General features: G+C 52.6%; 16 protein-coding genes. 7 read left to right on the forward strand and 9 right to left on the reverse strand.

What is annotated here, in order from left to right:
* The 4 genes from SOP95_RS15945 to SOP95_RS15960 all read right to left on the reverse strand — a co-directional run.
* The coding region (locus SOP95_RS15945; protein WP_323607560.1) for an MFS transporter at positions 1–332 on the reverse strand (332 nt) is incomplete at its 3' end.
* A 179-nt stretch (positions 333–511) separates the two neighbouring features.
* Entirely contained in the window at positions 512–1,420 is a 909-nt protein-coding gene (locus tag SOP95_RS15950) for a formylglycine-generating enzyme family protein (RefSeq protein ID WP_323607561.1), read from the reverse strand.
* A complete protein-coding gene (locus SOP95_RS15955) occupies positions 1,404–3,125 on the reverse strand; it encodes an arylsulfatase (RefSeq protein WP_323607562.1) in 1,722 nt (573 codons plus the stop codon). Before SOP95_RS15955 ends, SOP95_RS15950 begins: the two co-directional genes overlap by 17 nt.
* A 51-nt stretch (positions 3,126–3,176) precedes the next feature.
* Positions 3,177–4,598, reverse strand: a complete 1,422-nt coding sequence (locus SOP95_RS15960) for an alginate export family protein (RefSeq protein WP_323607563.1) — start codon at positions 4,596–4,598, stop codon at positions 3,177–3,179.
* 318 nt (positions 4,599–4,916) lie between these two features.
* Here SOP95_RS15960 and SOP95_RS15965 point away from each other — a divergent pair, with 318 nt between their 5' ends.
* The 4 genes from SOP95_RS15965 (at position 4,917) to SOP95_RS15980 (ending at position 9,489) form a co-directional block, all read left to right on the forward strand.
* Positions 4,917–5,819 carry a LysR family transcriptional regulator gene (locus SOP95_RS15965; protein WP_323607657.1) on the forward strand — a complete coding sequence of 301 codons (903 nt, stop codon included), beginning with the start codon at positions 4,917–4,919 and terminating at the stop codon, positions 5,817–5,819.
* A 130-nt stretch (positions 5,820–5,949) separates the two neighbouring features.
* Positions 5,950–7,845: an oxidoreductase gene (locus SOP95_RS15970; RefSeq protein WP_323607564.1), complete on the forward strand. Its 1,896-nt coding sequence runs from the start codon at positions 5,950–5,952 to the stop codon at positions 7,843–7,845.
* Positions 7,842–8,384 carry a VOC family protein gene (locus tag SOP95_RS15975; RefSeq protein ID WP_323607565.1) on the forward strand — a complete coding sequence of 181 codons (543 nt, stop codon included), beginning with the start codon at positions 7,842–7,844 and terminating at the stop codon, positions 8,382–8,384. The genes SOP95_RS15970 and SOP95_RS15975 overlap by 4 nt, the downstream gene beginning before the upstream one ends.
* Before the next feature lie 178 nt (positions 8,385–8,562).
* Positions 8,563–9,489 (forward strand): helix-turn-helix domain-containing protein, encoded by a 927-nt coding sequence (locus SOP95_RS15980; protein ID WP_323607566.1) that lies wholly within the window; start codon positions 8,563–8,565, stop codon positions 9,487–9,489.
* Here SOP95_RS15980 and SOP95_RS15985 read toward each other — a convergent pair.
* Positions 9,472–9,846, reverse strand: a complete 375-nt coding sequence (locus SOP95_RS15985; protein ID WP_323607568.1) for a hypothetical protein — start codon at positions 9,844–9,846, stop codon at positions 9,472–9,474. The two genes, SOP95_RS15980 and SOP95_RS15985, sit on opposite strands and share 18 nt — an antisense overlap.
* Before the next feature lie 537 nt (positions 9,847–10,383).
* Positions 10,384–11,259, reverse strand: a complete 876-nt coding sequence (locus SOP95_RS15990) for a LysR family transcriptional regulator (protein WP_323607569.1) — start codon at positions 11,257–11,259, stop codon at positions 10,384–10,386.
* Positions 11,260–11,362: 103 nt separating this feature from the next.
* Between SOP95_RS15990 and SOP95_RS15995 the strand changes: the two genes are divergently transcribed.
* A complete protein-coding gene (locus SOP95_RS15995) occupies positions 11,363–12,742 on the forward strand; it encodes an MFS transporter (RefSeq protein WP_323607571.1) in 1,380 nt (459 codons plus the stop codon).
* Positions 12,743–13,297: 555 nt separating this feature from the next.
* Here the strand turns inward: SOP95_RS15995 and SOP95_RS16000 are convergent.
* Positions 13,298–13,801 carry a cupin domain-containing protein gene (locus SOP95_RS16000; protein ID WP_323607572.1) on the reverse strand — a complete coding sequence of 168 codons (504 nt, stop codon included), beginning with the start codon at positions 13,799–13,801 and terminating at the stop codon, positions 13,298–13,300.
* Positions 13,802–14,233: 432 nt separating this feature from the next.
* Here SOP95_RS16000 and SOP95_RS16005 point away from each other — a divergent pair, with 432 nt between their 5' ends.
* Together SOP95_RS16005 and SOP95_RS16010 are read left to right on the forward strand one after the other, a co-directional pair.
* Positions 14,234–14,458, forward strand: coding sequence for a hypothetical protein (locus SOP95_RS16005; RefSeq protein ID WP_323607574.1), 225 nt, complete (start codon positions 14,234–14,236; stop codon positions 14,456–14,458).
* 363 nt (positions 14,459–14,821) lie between these two features.
* The gene (locus SOP95_RS16010) at positions 14,822–15,613 is read left to right on the forward strand and encodes an IclR family transcriptional regulator (RefSeq protein WP_323607576.1); all 792 of its coding nucleotides are present in this window, start codon (positions 14,822–14,824) and stop codon (positions 15,611–15,613) included.
* Positions 15,614–15,669: 56 nt separating this feature from the next.
* Here the strand turns inward: SOP95_RS16010 and SOP95_RS16015 are convergent, their stop codons facing one another.
* On the reverse strand, positions 15,670–17,016 hold the full coding sequence (locus SOP95_RS16015; RefSeq protein WP_323607578.1) for an OprD family outer membrane porin: 1,347 nt from the start codon (positions 17,014–17,016) through the stop codon (positions 15,670–15,672).
* Between the two features lie 141 nt (positions 17,017–17,157).
* Positions 17,158–17,928 (reverse strand): SDR family NAD(P)-dependent oxidoreductase, encoded by a 771-nt coding sequence (locus SOP95_RS16020; protein WP_323607579.1) that lies wholly within the window; start codon positions 17,926–17,928, stop codon positions 17,158–17,160.
* Positions 17,929–17,933: the final 5 nt, after the last annotated feature.

Raw genomic sequence — 17,933 nt, forward strand, 5'->3', positions numbered from 1 at the left:
GCCTCGGGGCTTTGTGCCAAGCCGTTGATCGCCGTAACCCCGCTGAAGATGGCGACGCACATCATGATGGTTTTGCGTCGGCCTATCCGATCCGACAATGAACCGAAAAACAACGCACCCAGCATCATGCCCACCAGCGCGCAACTACCCAGCGCACCCGCCTGCAATGAACTGAGGCCCCACTCGGCCATCAGTGAGGGCAACACGACCCCATAGATGACCAGATCATAACCGTCGAAAATGATGATCAGCGCGCACCAGAACAGCACGCGCGCATGGAAGGAATTGAAACGTGCCCCGTCAATCAGGGCTGATACATCTATCGTACGCATGGCATCGCTCTTCTTGTCATTGTTATAGAGCCGGAGGATCTGCCGCCTCCGGTTATTGCGCGGTGCCCAAGGGTTTACGCATTGCGTTCAGGAATGGGCATGGCTTCGATCATGGGCAAAGGATCGACCCCGATAAATGCAGCCAGACGCATACACACTATTTCGAGGCTGAATAAAGGTCAGCGGCGTATGCATCTAAAACCGATGTGTGAGCTGGTGGTATCCGCGGCTTGTGGTGAGCGAGCAGGTGCGCGGTAGCGCTGGCAGTAACCCGGGGCGCAAAGATGGGAACCGCCTTTGAGCACCTTCAGCGTTGTCCTGCCACCACCGCTGGCACAACAGGAAGGCTTCCCGCTGCCCTCCCCGGCATTACGAAATGGCGTGGTTGTCCATTCCCAGACGTTACCGATCATGTCCCGCAGACCGTAACCATTGGCAGGAAATGCGCCCACCGGAGAAGTTCGGTCGTACCCATCCAGAGCAAGGTTTTGCCAGGGAAACTCCCCCTGCCAGATATTGGCCATATGGCGTCTATCCGGCACAAGTTGATCCCCCCAGACAAACTCGCTGCCGGTATGACCTCCCCAGGCTGCAAATTCCCATTCTTCCTCGGTGGGCAGTTCGCAACCCACCCAGTCGGCATAAGCATGCGCATCCTCAAGGCCAACGTGGACCACCGGATGTAGGTCGAGGCCTTGCAGATTCGAGTCCGGCCCCAGGGGGTGGCGCCAGTCGGCCCCCGGGACCAACGACCACCAACGACTCACATAGTCCAGTTCAACGGGGCCGTTGGGCGGCGTGAACACGAGCGATGCTGGCTGCAACAGGCCCGGCGCCACACCGGGATAGTCTTCAGAGGCCAGACTTCGCTCTGCCTGAGTCAGATAACCTGTGTCAGCGACAAACGCTGCGAACATGGCATTTGTGACGGGAGTGGCATGTATGGAAAACCCTGCGACCTCCTCCCAGCGCACGGGGCTTTCTTCAGGGTAGTGATGTTGAGACCCCATCAGAAACCGCCCTTCAGGTATTCTGATCAGCGCGGCCCCATTGCGATCAACCACACAACTATCAATGTGACTGTTCATCTGCCGTCTCGTAATGTTTGATCTCATTGCCGAATCGTATTTTTGTAGCCAGATCCGTATCCCATTCGATCCCGTTGCGCGCCTGACAGTCTTGCCATTGGCTCAAGAGCGAGCGAGTGACCTGAGGCTCTTGTGCCGCAAGGTTGTGTAACTCGGTGGGATCTCTTCGGATGTCAAACAACTCCCATTTACCTGTGCCCCAGGGCGCATTGCTGAAGGTCATCTTCCAATTCCCCTGGATCAACGAGACACGGCCAAACAACTCAGTGCACTGGACTTCGTCTGCAGGGTGAACGGTGGCCTGGTTTTTTCTCAGAAAGTCCAATGCGGAGCGTCCCTGCATCTTCGCAACGCTCGCATCCTCAATGGATGGGTGCTTGATCTGCGCAAGCTCGAGAAACGTGGGAGCGATGTCTTTGACACTCATGTAGGTATCGGAAATTTCTCCGTGACGCATGCCTGGCCCCATGATGAAAGCAGCAGTGCGAATGCCACCCTCATAGGTGAATGCCTTGTACATTCTGAAAGGTGTGGAACCGACACGTGCCCAGTTAGGGCCGTAACCGCTGAACGAGCCGGGTTTGCCAATGTTGTCGAGTGAGTTGTCGAAGTTTTCGGCAATCCACTTGGCATTGTTTGGCGTCACGTCTTCGGGGTTGCTTCCTTCCGCACCGTTATCGGAAAAAAACACGAACACAGTGTTTTCGTACTGGCCGGTGTCTTTCAGATGTTTGACCAGGCGCCCGATGTTGTCGTCCAGATTGGCGATCATGCCAGCGTAGATTTCCATCCGGCGAGCTTCCAACTGTTGCTCCTTGGTCGACAGTTTCTCCCACCCTGGCCAGACATCGGGTCCCGGGTTGATCTGCACATCGCCAGCCACCAGGCCCTTGGCCTTCATCCGCTCAAGTCGGGCCTGCGCGACAGATGCATACCCTTTATCGTAAAACCCACGATACCGCTCCTGATAAGCCGCTGGCACTTGCAATGGCCAGTGGGGCGCGGTGTACGCCAGATAGGCAAAGAATGGCTTATCGTTTTTTTCTGAGCCGATTTGTTTGATAGCCGTCGAAGTGAAGTAATCTGACGAGTAACCAAAGTCCCTTGGCAGTTCTATTTCTTTGCCATTGAGTCGATAGGTCGCCTTGGGATTCTTATCCGTTGTTCCGCCTTGGGTGAAGTGATCGGCCGAACCTTCAATGAGGGCGAAGGACTGGTCAAATCCGCGCGCCAAGGGGCTGAGTTCCGGGGTTTTGCCCAGATGCCATTTGCCGACCATCATTGTCCGATAGCCGTTTGCTTGCAGTAATTTGGGAAAGGCAACCACTCGATCGGACAGATAGCCCTCATAACCACGCTTGCCCTTTTGTTCAGGGAGAACCAGCTCAGCCATGGTACCGACACCGGCAATATGGTTATCGGTTCCGCTCATCAGCATGGAGCGCGTGGGTGAACAGGTAGGCGCCGTGTGGTAATTGCTGAGGATGACACCCTGGTTGGCGATGGCATCGAGATTAGGCGTCTGAATCTCACTGCCAAAGGCGCTCAGGTCTGAATACCCCATGTCATCGGCAACAATCAAAAGGATGTTCGGCCGCGGAGTTTTATCGATTGGAGCGGCGTGACTTGCCGCAACCGTGAGAAGGCTCAAGCCGCCCGCCAAAGCCAGTGAGCAGATTAAATTTGGTTTGAATACTTCACGCATTGCATGTCTCCATTGTTATTTTAATTAGGTTGTTCAGCGCCTGGACGACTATCAAAATACAAACTGGGTGTAGACCCCGAAATAATCAGAGTTTTTGCCACCCACATCCTCCAGTGCCCGGCCCGCCTGCACGTGGGTATACATGGCATGCACCGTAGTGAATCGATTAAGCCGCCAATCGAGAATAAAGTTTGTATTCGTAGCCACGTGCCGCGCATCACCTTGCGTAGGCGCGTAAGGTGCGCTGGTCGGCAAATAATAAATGCCGTCCCTGGTACTCTCGCGCATCAAGTAGTCAACATTGATTTCTGCTTTTACGTTCGAGGAAAACTTTAGAGAAAATACAGCAGGTGCGATATTGATCATGTTGGTGGCCGTGAACCAATTCGCATCGGTGAACACAAGACCGGAGGCAAGCGCAGGCGCCACGAAGTCGCCCAATGTGTTGTCCTTGGGATCATCATCACCACTGAATGCATTCGCCCGGAAACCGAGTCGTGGCGAATACTTCATGTCATTGAAGGTATACCCGGCTTGGGACATGACGCCCCAAGCGCGAATGCTTTGCCCGGCGCTGCTCCCCCCTTGCACTACTGCCTCTACGTCATAATCCCACTGAGACTGTTGGCCATAGAAACGCGCGCCATAGCTATTGCGTCGTTCGCTACCGGAGGTGCTGGTGTAGGTCGCTCTGTCGCGCCCGAATGTGTAGGTATACAAGTCGACCTGGCCACCTGCCGTGCTCCATACCTGGGTGCCATACAACCCGGAGAAGTCCTGGGTTTTATCTCGTTGATCGTCGAATTCCAGCGGATCAATCTGCGTAGGGCTGACGGAGAACAGCTCCCAACGCGATTTGCTCGGAGTGGTCCAGGTGACCTTGGCCCCGTCATAGGTGTATCGAACGTTGGCCCCCTCACGCAGACCGACCAATCGAATGCTTCCAAGAGGCATCACGAATCGGCCGGCTCGCAGCTGAACGGTACCGTAGGCGGAGTCACCTGAAGTGAGTTCGACAAACATCTGCTGAACATCCGTCTTGTCCCGGTTGAATCGACTGACGCGCTCTGCTTGAAACTCGCGGTTATCGCCAAGTTCAGCAAACACCCGCAAGCCATTACTCAAGTTGAGATCACCGCTGATTCTCAAGCGTTGCTGAAGCATGCTGTTGGGGTTACTGACGCCGCCAACGCCTAACAGGGCATGTTCATAGTCCTGATATTGGTAGCGAATTTCTCCACCAATGGACAGGTAATCCTTGGCGTTATGAGAAAGAGGGATATAGCGAATTTCACCGAGGAAATCCGAGTCACGTATTTCAGGGTCGGCGAGATAAACAGGGTTGTCTGCCCATGGAATACTGGCTGCAGGCGGCAGGACTACTTTGTTATCGGCTTGTGCAATCGCCGCTGAAGCAGCTACGAAAAAGCAAGGAATTGAGCGGTGAGCTAAAGCTCTTGTTAGTATATGCATACAAAGCCTTTATTATTTTTTTTATTGCGTTTTGGATGTCCGAGTCCTTTCATTCAATCAATGTGAATATCGATCTGCGCTCCTGTATCTCTGATAATGGCCAAACCATCTTCAGTGATAAATGCAGCGAACCGAATACCCTTTATTTCGATCGTGAATAAAGATCGAAAATGGCTCCCCTCCTTGGCTCAGGTGATGGACGCGACGGTGCGGCACTTGTTAGGCTTTGGCGCTTGCAGCGGGTATTTCAAAGCGGTGCAGCCCCATCCACGGGCGAAAATTTTCGCCCTCATGAGCGCGCAATCTGCACGAGGCAGTATGGAATTACGTGAACTTGATCTCAATCTTCTGCTGGTCTTCAACCAACTGTTGATTGATCGTCGGGTATCGACGGCGGCGGATAATCTGGACCTGACTCAACCCGCTGTCAGCAACGCGCTCAAGCGACTGCGTGTCACGTTGAACGACGAGCTGTTCGTTCGCACCTATCAAGGCATGGAGCCCACACCTTATGCCCAGCAATTGGCAGAGCCGGTTGCGATGGCTATTCAGACCTTGCGAGATGCGCTCAGCCGTCAGGACACGTTTGACCCGCTCAACTGCAATCGTCGATTTACGATGGCGATGACCGATATTGGTGAAATCTACTTCATGCCGCGGCTGATGGACGCGCTGGCTGAACGCGCTCCGGGTTGCTCGATCAGCACATTGCGAAACACATCCGATACCCTGGCCGAAGGCTTGCAGAACGGGGCGGTCGATCTCGCCGTTGGATTACTGCCGCACCTGCAGGCCGGATTTTTTCAGCAGCGCCTGTTTCACCATCGTTATGTCTGCATGTGCCGCAAGGACCACCCCGCTACCAGGGAACCGCTGACCCTGGAGCGCTATTGCAGTTATGACCACGTTCGCGTGGTAGCGGCGAACACCGGGCACGGCGAAGTCGATACGTTCCTGGCGCGGGCCGGCATCGAGCGAAATATACGCCTGGAGGTCCCCCACTTCGTCGCAGTAGGCCACATCCTGCAACGCACCGACTTGATGGCAACGGTGCCTGAACGGTTCGCCAGCAGTTGCGAACAGCCCTTTGGGCTCACGGTGCTGCCAACGCCGGTGGAACTGCCCAACATAGAAATCAACCTGTTCTGGCACGCTCGCTATAACAAGGACCCGGCCAATCGCTGGCTGCGCCAGCTGATGTTCGAGCTGTTTTCCGATTAAGTCACCTGAGCGAGTAGCGCTGCGGCGCTAAAGCAGGATTCTTCAACGCCTGGGTATGAACGTTCAATACTCATGCCGGCTGTCATTGCATGCTGCAACCTCAAACAAAAAAAATAATGAGGAGATGGTTATGGCACACCCAGACATCCGCAATCTTGTGGTGACAGACAGCCCGGCTGCGGCGCTATACCAGCCCGGGCGGATCGGCACCCTGCAATTGCGCAACCGCTTTGTGCAAGCGCCGATCTTCACGCAGTTCGCCAGCACCTTCGGTGAGGTTGACGACAAGCTCATCGAATACCATCGGGCCCGCGCCCGTGGAGGCGTTGGTTTGATCATTACCGAGAACACCTCGATCGATTGGGAAGTCGGGCGCACGGCCGGCCACCCGATGCGCATTGACCACGACAGGTTCATTGGCGCACTCAGCAATCTGGTAGACGCCGTCCACGGCGAAGGCGCGAAGATTGCGGTGCAACTGCACCACACCGGCCGCCAGAACTCCCAGAGCAATACGGAACGGAACGAACCGCCACTCGCGCCAACGGCAGGCATCACCAGCGCCTTCGGCACCCCACCGCGAGCCATCGAAGAACATGAAATTCCCGGATTGATCGACAAGTACGTCCAGGGTGCCCGGCGCGCTGTCGCAGCCGGCTTTGATGCCGTTGAGCTGCACGGTGCGCATGGTTATCTGCTCGGTCAGTTTCTCTCCCCTTTCACCAACAAACGTACCGACCGCTGGGGCGGCTCCCTAGAGAACCGTGCCCGTTTCGCCCTCGATGTCGTGCGCGGGATACGCGAGCAGGTCGGCGCAGATTTCCCGATCCTGTATCGCCTGAGCGTGATGGAGCCTTACGAGGGTGGCCTCTCATTGGAAGATGGCCTGGCCTTTTGTGAAATGCTCGAACCTTACGTTGACGCCCTGGATGTCAGTGCCGGAAACTACGACACCGCGATGACGTTGCTGCCCATGGTTCCGCCTGGCTCCTTGGTGGATTACGCCAAACTGGTGAAAAAGCGTGTTTCGATCCCGGTGATCGGCGTCGGTCGTCTCACCTGGCTGTTCGATGAGATGGCGCAAGCCGTGTCTGATGGCGAACTCGATTTTGTGGCCTTGGGTCGATCGGGTCTTGCCGACCCCGAAACGGTTAACAAGACACGGCGCGGGCAACCGCAGAGTGTCCGCCGCTGCCTGGCGGTCAATGAATGCATCTCACGATGGATGTTCAACGGCAAGGGCACCCAGTGCGTGATAAACCCTACTCTCGGCCAGGAACGCCGCGCGAGTGACGCTCGCCGCCTTGCTTCGAAACAGGAGCGCGTGCTGATCGTCGGTGGCGGGCCGTCTGGCTGTGAAGCCGCGATCCTCGCCGCCGAGCGCGGACATCACGTGCGGTTGGTCGAGAAAGCGGATCGCATCGGCGGTCAGCTCCATGCCTGGGCCGCTGCGAGCCCGTTTCGCATGGAGGTCAAGAACATGATCAACTTTTACGAGACCGAACTCGAACGCGTGGGTGTCGACGTACAACTCAACACCGATGCCGCTGATTTCGACTTGACCCCGTGGGACACCGTACTCCTTGCCACGGGGACCGTTGCCAAGGGCCATGGTTCGGATGTTGCTGACATGCTGGCAAACGGAACTCTTCCGGAGGCTGACGAAGTCACCGTGTTTGGTGAAACCGAAACGGCAATGTTCGCTGCCCTGTGGATGGCCGAGCAAGGCAAAAAGGTCAGCCTTGTTTCACCCGCTGATGCGGTCGGTGTCGATACCAATGATATGCAGCGCGACCATCTCACCGGTCTACTAAAGGGCCTGGAGGTATCGATCCGCACAGCAGGCGCGAAACCCGATAACGGCTACGTGGTGATGGCGACCGCTCGCATCGCTTCGACTGTCCTGGAGTCGTCCGTCGATGACATTTGCGTCCATAGCATCGGAACGAGGTCCCGTGGCGGGCGGATGTATGAGGCGACCCAGTCCGGCTTCTGGGCAGCAGCGAAAATAGGAGAATTGGCATGAATGTTCGTGCGATCGAACACGTAGGTATCACCGTTCCCGATATGGAAGCGGCAACCCGATTCTTCGTCGATGCCTTCGGGGCGGAGAAGCTTTACGACATGCTTGATGCGCCTTTGGGGGGACCGGAGGTTGAGGTGGGATTGGGCATCGCACCTGGTGCGGTGATAACCGCGATCCGCATGCTTCGCCTCGGTAACGGCCCCAACCTGGAGCTGTTTTCCTATACCGGGGTGCAGCAGTCGCAGCCTGTGGTTCCAAGTGACTTGGGAATTCAGCACATCTGCATCTACGTTGACGATATCGACGCCGCCGCCGATCGCCTGACGAAAGCCGGTGGCGTCCTGCTCAGTCGCCCTGGCGACCTCCCGGGCGGTGACGCGGGAAAAGGTAATCGTTACGTCTACACCCGCACGCCTTGGGGAAGCACGATAGAACTGGTGACCTACCCATCGGCGCAGGCCTACGAGCGTCACACTCACCTGCGCCGCTGGCGACCGGGTTTTACCGAGCCGAGTGACCACGAAACCCAGGCGGAGTAAGGAAAGGTTTGCCAGACGATCGGGTGGAAATCCCCCGATCGATGGCAAGCCTGTTTTGCGTAAAAACTTGAAGGATGTGTTAGTTTTTGAATGTGAGAACACTACGCTATCAACACCCAAAAACTGCCAAGTACTGATAAAAAACTCCACGGCCCATACAAATAAAAAGGGAGTTGTGATGAGTGCCATCCTCCTAACGCCAGAAAAAATGCTCGACGTTATCCCTGGTGAAATAACGATCAAAGGTACCGTTGGGACTGCACCCGATAACGGCATGACGATCCGGGGCTATCGCTTTGACAAAACCGAAGTAAGCATCCCCTGCATGCGCGATTACGAGTTAGTGAAATGGAAATCAGGAACATCAAATCTGGGTTTTCATGATGGTAAGCAATGGCAAAAATGGTCCGTTGGCGATAACGATGTCACCATTTTGACCCGAGGCGAATCATCCAGGTGGTACTGGATGAACGATATCGAAGTCAGTCATATCTACATCTCGCAGGGGATGATGGCGAAGGTCGCCAATGAAGTTTTTGAACAGGATGTTGACGGTGTCTTTGTCGACCACTATCCCATCGTCAACGACGCGAAGCTCTCCAGGCTCATGGCAAGCTATGAAATGGAATGCTTGAGTGACGAACCGGGTAGCAGCCTCTTCGTCCAGACACTAGAAATTCAGATATGCATTCATCTGCTGCGCCAGTATGTGCGCTGTGACCTGAGAGACAAGGATCAAGCGTCTCGCCTGACAAACATGAAACGCGACCAGCTTCAACAATACATCGATTCACATCTGTCCTGCCCGATTTCGGTAAAAGACATGGCCGCCATTGTCGACCTGAGCCCGTCGTACTTTGTACGAGTGTTCGGAGCTGTGTATGGGGTCTCCCCCCATCAGTACGTACAGTCGCGTCGCTTGAAAAAAGCAGAGCGGATCCTTTCTACGGTGCGAGATGTTCCGTTGAAAGCTGTCGCCATGGATTGCGGGTTTTCGGACCAAAGCCACATGACCCGACTGTTCCAGGAAAAACTGTCCATGACACCCAAGCAGTATCGCGAGAAATACGTTTGCAGGATTTTTGGCTCATTGGCCTTGCAGTAACGAGCGCCAACAGACTCGAAGAATGAGGCTACGAAGTGCATCGCGGTATCCGTGCTTGATCGATCCCGTACCGGTAGTGGCCAGCTTGATCAATGCGATCAAGACGTAGAAATCGCCCAGGGCCATGAATACGCGTTCGGCGTCAAAATCGAACTTGAAGCCACGCAACTGGCGATAGCGCTGGTTAATACGGCTACGGATACAGAGATGCTTCGCCAGAGCTTGGCGCCGCTGTTCAAGCCCGGCCACTTGTTGCCGCATGCGGCGAAGATCATGGCGACAGAAGATTTCGCCTGGATGCTGACTGAAGTGGCCGGCTGCTACTTCTTCCTGGGCAATGGCGAAGGCGAGTTTCATAGCCGCTCAGTGCATAACCCCCTTACGACTTCAATGACGAACTGATTCGCATCGTCCGACTGCTGGCTGAAACTAGTGAAGGATTTTTTCAACTGATGTCGCAGACTTAGGTTCCACCTCAACGATGTCTGATGACGTCGAACGGCTCGAGCCGCTAAACCGACAACCCGATTGATGAACGACCACCATCAGGCCGCTTGCGGCCAGATGGGCAAGTCGAGCCACGTCCTGCCCGCGAAAAAATCCATATCGATAATTCGGCGACTTACTTGTTATTTGCCCTAAAAAAACAGGCAAGGTCTATGTATCTCTCAGGTAATTTGGCGTTATTCACCGTCGGATTGCTGGCGGCCGCAGTATTTACTTCCCAGGTCCATGCCCAGGAACAAGGTTTTCTGCAAGACGTTGCGCTTGAGTCTATCTACCCGCATCACTGTCAATAAATTACTTGATTCAACCATGGTAGGCTGCGGTGACCGCGCCTAGGGCATGTGAAGAGTTAAGGTCGAGCCGGGCTCAAATCCGAGCAGCCTAGTCTCACCTATTATTCGAGGGCAAGCCCAAACCAAGGGGTTCAAGTAACTGAAAAATTGCATCTGCAGTCTTGCGCACCACCGTGTCGTTGCGACGGTCAGGGTGCATGGCGATCCAAATATCGAGATCGAGCATAGGAAGATTATTGTCGAGCTTTTTCAACCGATCATCACGATCACCGATAAAGCAAGGAAGGCCTGCAACGCCGATTCCGGTACACGCTGCTTCGTATTGGTGGCTCAAATCAGTGACTTCGCAAGCAACCCGCTTCGAACCAATTATTTCGTATAGCCAACGCTTATGCGCAAAGTCGCCTTGTCGCTCGGTGTAGCCGACGAATTCCCATTTTTGCTCATCCAGTGCATATGGATAGTCTTGCTTCGCATAGAGAGCAAACTGCATCAGGCCTACCTTTTTGACAATATCCGTATCTTCAATAGGTGGCGAAAGGCGCAACGCCAAGTCTGCCTCGAGACGCGACAGGGATGCGAAATGAGGCTCACTGAGAATTGAAAGCTGCACCATTGGAGACTTTCTGGTTAGCGTAACCAGGTTTGGGGTTAGAAAGTGCCTGGCTAGGATAGGAGGCGCAGTGATCGTCACCTTTGTCCGCACAGCCGCCCTGGACGATGAGCACTTGCGCTCAATGGCGAAAGCCTTTCCTTCAATGTCCAAAACGTCCTGCAATATGAGCTGGCCTATGGCAGTCAGGCGAGACTCTCGCGTGAGTCGATCAACCAAGCGTACGTTTAGTTGAGCTTCCAAAGCGGCCAGACGACGGCTTACCGTGGCTTGGTTGACGTTAAGCGCACGAGCAGCTCCCGACAGACTGCCTGACGTTGCAATAGCTAAAAAGAATCGCAGATCTTCCCAGTCCATAACTCATGCATTTTTGCATTGAATGTGTGCGAATTCTAATATTTACGCATGGCTTGTCAACCGTTACCGTTTAGTCATTGATATAACACTGCGATGCCGAATTATGTCCAACACTGTATTCAAAACCCCATCCTTGGCCGCGATCCAGATCGCGGCTTGCCTAGGTTTTCTAGTCGTCCAACTCGATGTCAGCGTCGTCAACGTCGGTCTAGGTGCTTTAAAAACCGAATTCGAGACAAGCCTGACCGGTCTGCAATGGGTCATTAACAGCTATGCACTAGCGTTCTCTGCACTACTGATTCTGGGGGGGGCGGGGGGTGACAAATTCGGCGCCAAAACCGTGTTTGCATCGGGATTTGCACTATTTACCGTTGCATCCATAGGCTGCGGTTTTTCAAACAGCATGAGCATGCTCATAGGTATGCGTATAGTCCAAGGGGTGGGCGCAGCCCTGTTGGTGCCTACCTCACTGACGTTGATAAGACTGTCGTTCGACGATCCTGCCAAACGGAGGTCAGCCGTGGCAATGTGGGGAGCTTGTGGAGGCATCGCTTTGGCTGCGGGGCCGGTCATTGGCGGCTTGCTAATCGAGTCGCTCGGATGGCGGAGTGTTTTTCTACTCAACGTCCCCATCGGGATTCTCGCCATTGGATTGATCATACGTTACGCGCCGGCCTCCCCTCGCATCGATAAGAAAGTCGACGTACCGGGCCAGATCAGTATCGGTATTTGCCTGGCCTCGTTGACCTACGCCCTGACCGAATCAAGTTCCAGAGGCTGGGTGGCTGAAACCATCTCGACTATGGCAATTGCCGTATTATGTGCAATTGCGTTCGTCTTGATTGAGCGCCGAGTAAAGCACCCCATGCTCCCAAGTCGATTGGCACGAAACAAAACCTTGGCGACCACTGCATTGGCCGGCGCCGCCATCAACCTCACCTTCTACGGCACGGTGTTCGTATTCAGCATCTACTTCCAGTCCTTCCTGCATTATGATGCCTTTAGAACCGGCCTGGCATTCATACCGCTCACTGCAGTGCTGACGATCTCTACTATGATCTCGTCTAGGATTGCCAAGCACGTCAGTGCACAACGTATCATCACCATCGGTTTTTTGATTCAGGCAGTTGGCTTTCTCGCGCTGGCTCGTGTCACACCCGAGACGTCGCTTTGGTACCTGAATATCGCCTTGATGGTAGTAGGTATCGGTAGTGCATCGTCAGTGCCCTCGATCACCAACTCGATGCTGTCCTCGGTTTCTTCGCATGACGCCGGCATGGCCTCTGGCTTAATGGCGTCAGCCAGACAACTGGGAGGCGTGATTGGTGTTGCTGTGTTTGGGGCAATGATAACCAGCACCGAACCTGATGCTTTTTCCCAAGGGTTATCTACTGCAATGATCGTCTCGGCAGTGGTTTTGGTGCTCTGCATCGCAGTGAACCATTACGTCAGCCGCACGGCCCAACTGCCAGTCAGCACCTGATTACAGATCAACCTCTCAAACATAAACTTGAGTTTACAGTACCGTCTTTTTGCCACCCCAACCGGATTGCTCAGGCTGCTGTCGCTCGTCAGGATTAGTTCACGGCTAATAGAAGAGAAATCTTAAATAACCAAAATATTTTCAAGGAAGCCTAACGTATTCTCCTACAATTCGGTCTAGCGATGGTCGAAAAGGGTAACGTCCAAGGAATTCTTTGCAAACACGCCCAGGAGTATTTTTCACTTCAGGATTAGTGTTGCAACTGGGTGCTACGAATACTTTCAGGTTATATCCAGACTTTAACTATCACTTTTGACAGGCAAGAGAATGGGGGCAGGATCACAGATACTGTGCGAGCCAGAGCATAGGATGCACATCTGTATGACGGGGGAGATAATGACAACTTCGATAATCGCTTTATTAAAGCGAAGTATCATTATTTTTTCGAAGGGTTGGTACTCGTAGTACGGCACCAACCCTTAATTACTCCAGGCACTATGAGCCAAAATACTCCGACGGTAGTTTTTAGATAATAGTGTAGGCGGCCATTAACATCTATTCGAGGTGTTCAAATTCCGCCTTTTCGTTTTTGTCTGGCACGGATAATGGTACGCCCTCAACCCCCGCATACGCTACGATTACAACTGCTTCTTGTTCTCCGGTCACACCACGATGGCTTGATCCCACCGACTCAGGAAACGCCTCTCCGGACTTTACTTTAAGCGTCTTTTTACTCAACCTGTCTTCGATAGTAAGTTCCCCTGAAATTACATAGGCAATGTTTACAATAGGGTGATGATGCCAAGGGAGTGCAGTGTGCGGGGGAATAGTGATCTTCAGTAATGTAAGTTTTGGCTGGCCCGAAGGATATGGTTCGTATTTAACGCCTTCCCAAGAAGCAGTGCTGTCTACTACAATCTTAGCCCTTGGCGCTGGTGGTTCACCTGCCAAAGCATTATTGGTGACCGCTAAGACCAATATTGCGGCTGCTACAGTTGATTTGAGCGCGCTCCCAACGGAGCTTCGAACAAAGGGAATGAGACTTAGCATTTTTTTCATGGCCTGACTGCCTATTTTTTTATTGTGAGCGCCTATCCTGCACCGAGGTTAGAGTGCAGTATTGAACACAGCTACCTTTGTATATAATGAAATTGCGCATGGGCGCTCAACCCAATAACGTTTGATAACGTCTCAACCAGCTAAATGTGCTACTCACCTGGCTCCGTCCGGCTGCTGACGACAAAGTCAGCCTCACAGCTCGCCCTCAAAGCCCGAGCCATTGACACTGGCCTGCCGGCTCGATTGTCCTTGTAATATGGGTGAAATCGCCCCGTACGAGGTTCGGCAATCATCCTAGCCGGATGATTTAACGCGCAGCAGGTCGGCAAGTAGCGCTAGAGATTGATGCCGCGCGAGGGGACAATGGTGTCGATCAGTCGATCAAGCCGCACTGATCTGCGGCCTCTACATGCGTGAGCGTGTTGAGGTGCGATGCCCGAGCGCTCAGTCGATCCGGTACCGGTGGTGGTCAGCGTGATCTGTCGTCCAGACAGCAAAGTCGCGCAATCTTTACGTCGATGGCACGCCTTGATCAGCATCAGCATGGTCGAGGCCATTGGCTGTGAGTTCATCGCAATGACCCAAGCTGAAAAACTTAAAGTTATCATGACTAGGAATAATGAACATAAAGACCTCCAGCCTATTCAGCAATACTGATACAGGATCGACACTAATTTCAATGGCCGTTTTGGCTTCAAACTGCAGATGAAAAAACGAGGATTCCAGATGACAACGTAGATATCAACCGCTCGCTTATAGTACTCAAGAGATCCGCAAACATAAAAATCAAATAGCAGCCAAAAATTAGAAGCATCTATTTAACGCACAATTTTTTCTCAGCCCATGCTACGCTCTCATCTTATAGAGATATCCCATTCATAATTCACTGCACCTCCGCCCCCTAGGAACGATATAAACCCACGATTAGATGACATTCTGGCTTCCGCGCACTCACTAAAAATGTATAATGACCTCTTGGATTAGCCCAATCGCTCCAGAGAGAAGCCCTAGGCGAAAACAATGAAAGACGACGACGCGAACAAGAACTCAGAATCTGAGAGCAAAGCCTACGCAGCCCCCGCTCTCGAGAAGGGTCTGGATATCTTGGAGATGCTCTGCGAGACAGAGCAACCTTTATCTCAGCGAGAAATTGCACAAAGACTAGGTAGAAGTGTTGGTGAAGTCTACCGAATGATTAATTGCTTAGTTGGCAGAAATTATGTCGCCCTGGTGGAAGACACCTACAGCATCACCAATAAGATTTTTGAATTGGCCCACAAGAATCCTCCAACTCACCGGTTACTAAACGAAGCCAGACCAATTATGCACAAGCTTTCCAGCGAACTTGACCAGTCCTGCCACTTGACCCTATATGGTCAGGGCAAGCAAATGGTTATAGCTAAAGTAGACGTGCCAAGCGGGATGGGATTTAGTGTACGTGTCGGCGCCGAACTCGACGTTATTATTTCTGCATCAGGGCGAGTGCTTTTAGCATTCCAAGATAAAGGCGTTCGGGCGTTGCGTGTTCAAGAGTCCCTATCCCGTAACCCAGATCATGCCGACCCTCAGTTAGACCATATCCTTGATCGCATTGCTGCAAATGGATATGAATCTGCGCATAGTATCCAGGTACGCGGGCTGTACGCAGTTAGCTTTCCAATCCTGAACTCGCAAAACCATGCTATTGCCGCCTTAACTGTTCCCTATGCAGAACGAATCGACCAGTCAAAACGAAAATCCATAGCAGAGGTTCAAAGTGCGCTGGAATCTGCCGCGCTACTGCTATCGAATAGAGTGGGTGGGATTCACTAAGACCAATCTGGACTCCGCTGCGTCGGTCAATGAAACCGACGCAGCTTGTCAGCCAGCTATTTAAAAGCGTAAGTATAGTTTACGTACAAACGGGTCTGATCATAATCGATGCCACCCTGAGAGTTCGGCACCTCAGTTCGGAAGTTACCTCGACGCAGAGAAAACGCAAGATTTTTGAGCGGGCCGCTTTGCAAAACATAGTCTAAGCGCATGTCCCTTTCCCATTCGCTATACTCCTTGTCACTCCCCTGTGCGTCCTTGATGTCATCTCCCCTGAGGTAGATAAAATATGCCTTTAGTCCCGGCACCCCAGCACCAGCTAAGTCATATGAATACTGGCCATAAGTAGTATTTTCGCCTGCTCTGACAAACGCATTGATCAATGAATCAGTGAACAAGTAGACACTGGCGCCCCCTTGCCCTTCTAGGCTGCCGTTCCCACCACGGACATTTCCACTACTAACATAAACCATCGCACCATCGCTACTTACCCTCTGGTGACCTAACATAAAAGCGTGCGAGCCTAGCGAGTATGTGAACATTGCCGACCACGTATTGTTGTCGACTTTGCCTGGAGTATCGGCGTATCCTCCAGCATTATTGAAAAAATACCCGGCTGAGCCATTTTTTCCATCCGAGTCACTCTTGAAATATCTTAGATCTGACTTAATAGATTGATTCTCGGCAATATTATAAACGTGCACCAGACCAAAGAAATCTTGCGAGTAATAGTTTTCCAAATTGGAATGGTAATACTGCAGAAGTAGATCCTCTCTTGGCTTCCAATCGCCTCCGACGAAAGTAAAGTTATTCGAACCTTTACTGCCGCCACTGACAGCAAGCCCCGAATAGTTACTGGAAGCCCGACTTGCACCTTGCGCAAGCTTACCCCCGGTCAATGTCAATCCATCCCATTCCTTGGACGTTAACATTCCACCCTCGAAATTTTGGGGCATAACCCTAGAATCGTTGGCGACTAGGATCGGTAGATTTGGAGCGAGTACCGTCCCTACTGCAAGCTCAGATTTAGAGTATTTGGCTTTGAGATTTCCGCCCGCGCGCGTCCAACTAGGCACGGGCGAACCGTCTGAATCCACGGGAGTTACCGTATTGACTGTCGCCGAAGACTGGTGATCTATAGCACCGCCGAGGCTTAACCCCAAGAGCCCTTGGACATCCAACCCAAAGCCTACTGTGCCTTGTGTAAAACCCGAAACGAAATCAACTCTCGCTCCTTGGGCAGTTTGCCGCTGATCGGCACCTCCAGCTTCTCTATTATCATTTTCGAAATACATGGTCCGCAACCCGACTGAAGACTTTGAATCCTCAAGAAACCCCGCCGCCAAACAATTCAAGCTCAGCAGAGAGATGGATGCGGCCACAACGACCTGGTTACTTTTCATTCGTGAAGCCCCTTGACCATTATTTTTATTTTCAGGCGACTCTAGTTTGACTATTACGCAGACAGGCATACGCCATCGCAATAGTCAAACTATTGAATTAACAATTAATAGGAAGCGTTATTAAACTATGGAAGCGACCTATTAGTGAATGTGACTTCCACCATTGACATCTAATGTTGCCCCCGTGATATAGGAGGAAAAGTCAGAGGCGAGGAATAGGCAGGCGCCGGCGATATCTTCAGCATGCCCAGCACGCTGCAATGGAATGGCCGAAACGATCTCCTTATATTTTTCCGAACTCATGCCATCAATCATCCCTGTTTCGGTCATTGATGGGCACACGGTATTCGCCCTAATACCGTCAACACCAAACTCCCTCGCAATCGTTTTGGTGAGACTGATGACCCCCCCTTTAGAAGCCGCGTAGTGAGCGCCACCCACTAGGCCACCGCCACGCTGAGCGGCAACAGAGGCAACATTCACTATCGAGCCGAAGCCTTGAGGTTTCATTACTCGCAACGTCTCTTTAGCAAGATTGAAAGCACCTTTTAGATTCACACTGATCATTCGGTCAAAATCGGATTCGTTTATCGACAGCACTGAAAGCGATTGCACGATTCCAGCACAGTTAACCAAAGCATCTACCTTACCGAACTGACTAGCTACACTGTCCATAAGATCAGCGCACTCAGCTGAACTAGAGATATCGCACTTACGCCCTATCAACACACAATCAATCCCATACTTCTCATCAATGGAATGTTTGATGATTGATGCGACATCGTCATTCATCGCCAAATCAACAGCCACAACTATTGCGCCCTGACTTGCGAAAAGGCCTGCAGCCGCGTAACCAATTCCTCGTAAAGATGCGGCTCCGACGATTACACATACCTTATGTTTAAGGATCATGATTG

The sequence above is a fragment of the Pseudomonas sp. YuFO8 genome, from assembly GCF_035065025.1.
In the GTDB taxonomy this organism is placed as follows: Bacteria; Pseudomonadota; Gammaproteobacteria; order Pseudomonadales; family Pseudomonadaceae; genus Aquipseudomonas; species Aquipseudomonas putida_AE.

What these genes read in the sequence shown, in the direction of transcription:
- SOP95_RS16005 (WP_323607574.1), top strand. Translation starts at nt 14,234, where the DNA reads ATGCCCGAGCGCTCAGTCGATCCGGTACCGGTGGTGGTCAGCGTGATC.
- SOP95_RS15955 (WP_323607562.1), bottom strand. Translation starts at nt 3,125, where the DNA reads ATGCGTGAAGTATTCAAACCAAATTTAATCTGCTCACTGGCTTTGGCG.
- SOP95_RS15950 (WP_323607561.1), bottom strand. Translation starts at nt 1,420, where the DNA reads ATGAACAGTCACATTGATAGTTGTGTGGTTGATCGCAATGGGGCCGCG.
- SOP95_RS15975 (WP_323607565.1), top strand. Translation starts at nt 7,842, where the DNA reads ATGAATGTTCGTGCGATCGAACACGTAGGTATCACCGTTCCCGATATG.
- SOP95_RS16020 (WP_323607579.1), bottom strand. Translation starts at nt 17,928, where the DNA reads ATGATCCTTAAACATAAGGTATGTGTAATCGTCGGAGCCGCATCTTTA.
- SOP95_RS15960 (WP_323607563.1), bottom strand. Translation starts at nt 4,598, where the DNA reads ATGCATATACTAACAAGAGCTTTAGCTCACCGCTCAATTCCTTGCTTT.
- SOP95_RS15985 (WP_323607568.1), bottom strand. Translation starts at nt 9,846, where the DNA reads ATGAAACTCGCCTTCGCCATTGCCCAGGAAGAAGTAGCAGCCGGCCAC.
- SOP95_RS15980 (WP_323607566.1), top strand. Translation starts at nt 8,563, where the DNA reads ATGAGTGCCATCCTCCTAACGCCAGAAAAAATGCTCGACGTTATCCCT.
- SOP95_RS15970 (WP_323607564.1), top strand. Translation starts at nt 5,950, where the DNA reads ATGGCACACCCAGACATCCGCAATCTTGTGGTGACAGACAGCCCGGCT.
- SOP95_RS15965 (WP_323607657.1), top strand. Translation starts at nt 4,917, where the DNA reads ATGGAATTACGTGAACTTGATCTCAATCTTCTGCTGGTCTTCAACCAA.
- SOP95_RS16010 (WP_323607576.1), top strand. Translation starts at nt 14,822, where the DNA reads ATGAAAGACGACGACGCGAACAAGAACTCAGAATCTGAGAGCAAAGCC.
- SOP95_RS16015 (WP_323607578.1), bottom strand. Translation starts at nt 17,016, where the DNA reads ATGAAAAGTAACCAGGTCGTTGTGGCCGCATCCATCTCTCTGCTGAGC.
- SOP95_RS16000 (WP_323607572.1), bottom strand. Translation starts at nt 13,801, where the DNA reads ATGAAAAAAATGCTAAGTCTCATTCCCTTTGTTCGAAGCTCCGTTGGG.
- SOP95_RS15990 (WP_323607569.1), bottom strand. Translation starts at nt 11,259, where the DNA reads ATGGACTGGGAAGATCTGCGATTCTTTTTAGCTATTGCAACGTCAGGC.
- SOP95_RS15995 (WP_323607571.1), top strand. Translation starts at nt 11,363, where the DNA reads ATGTCCAACACTGTATTCAAAACCCCATCCTTGGCCGCGATCCAGATC.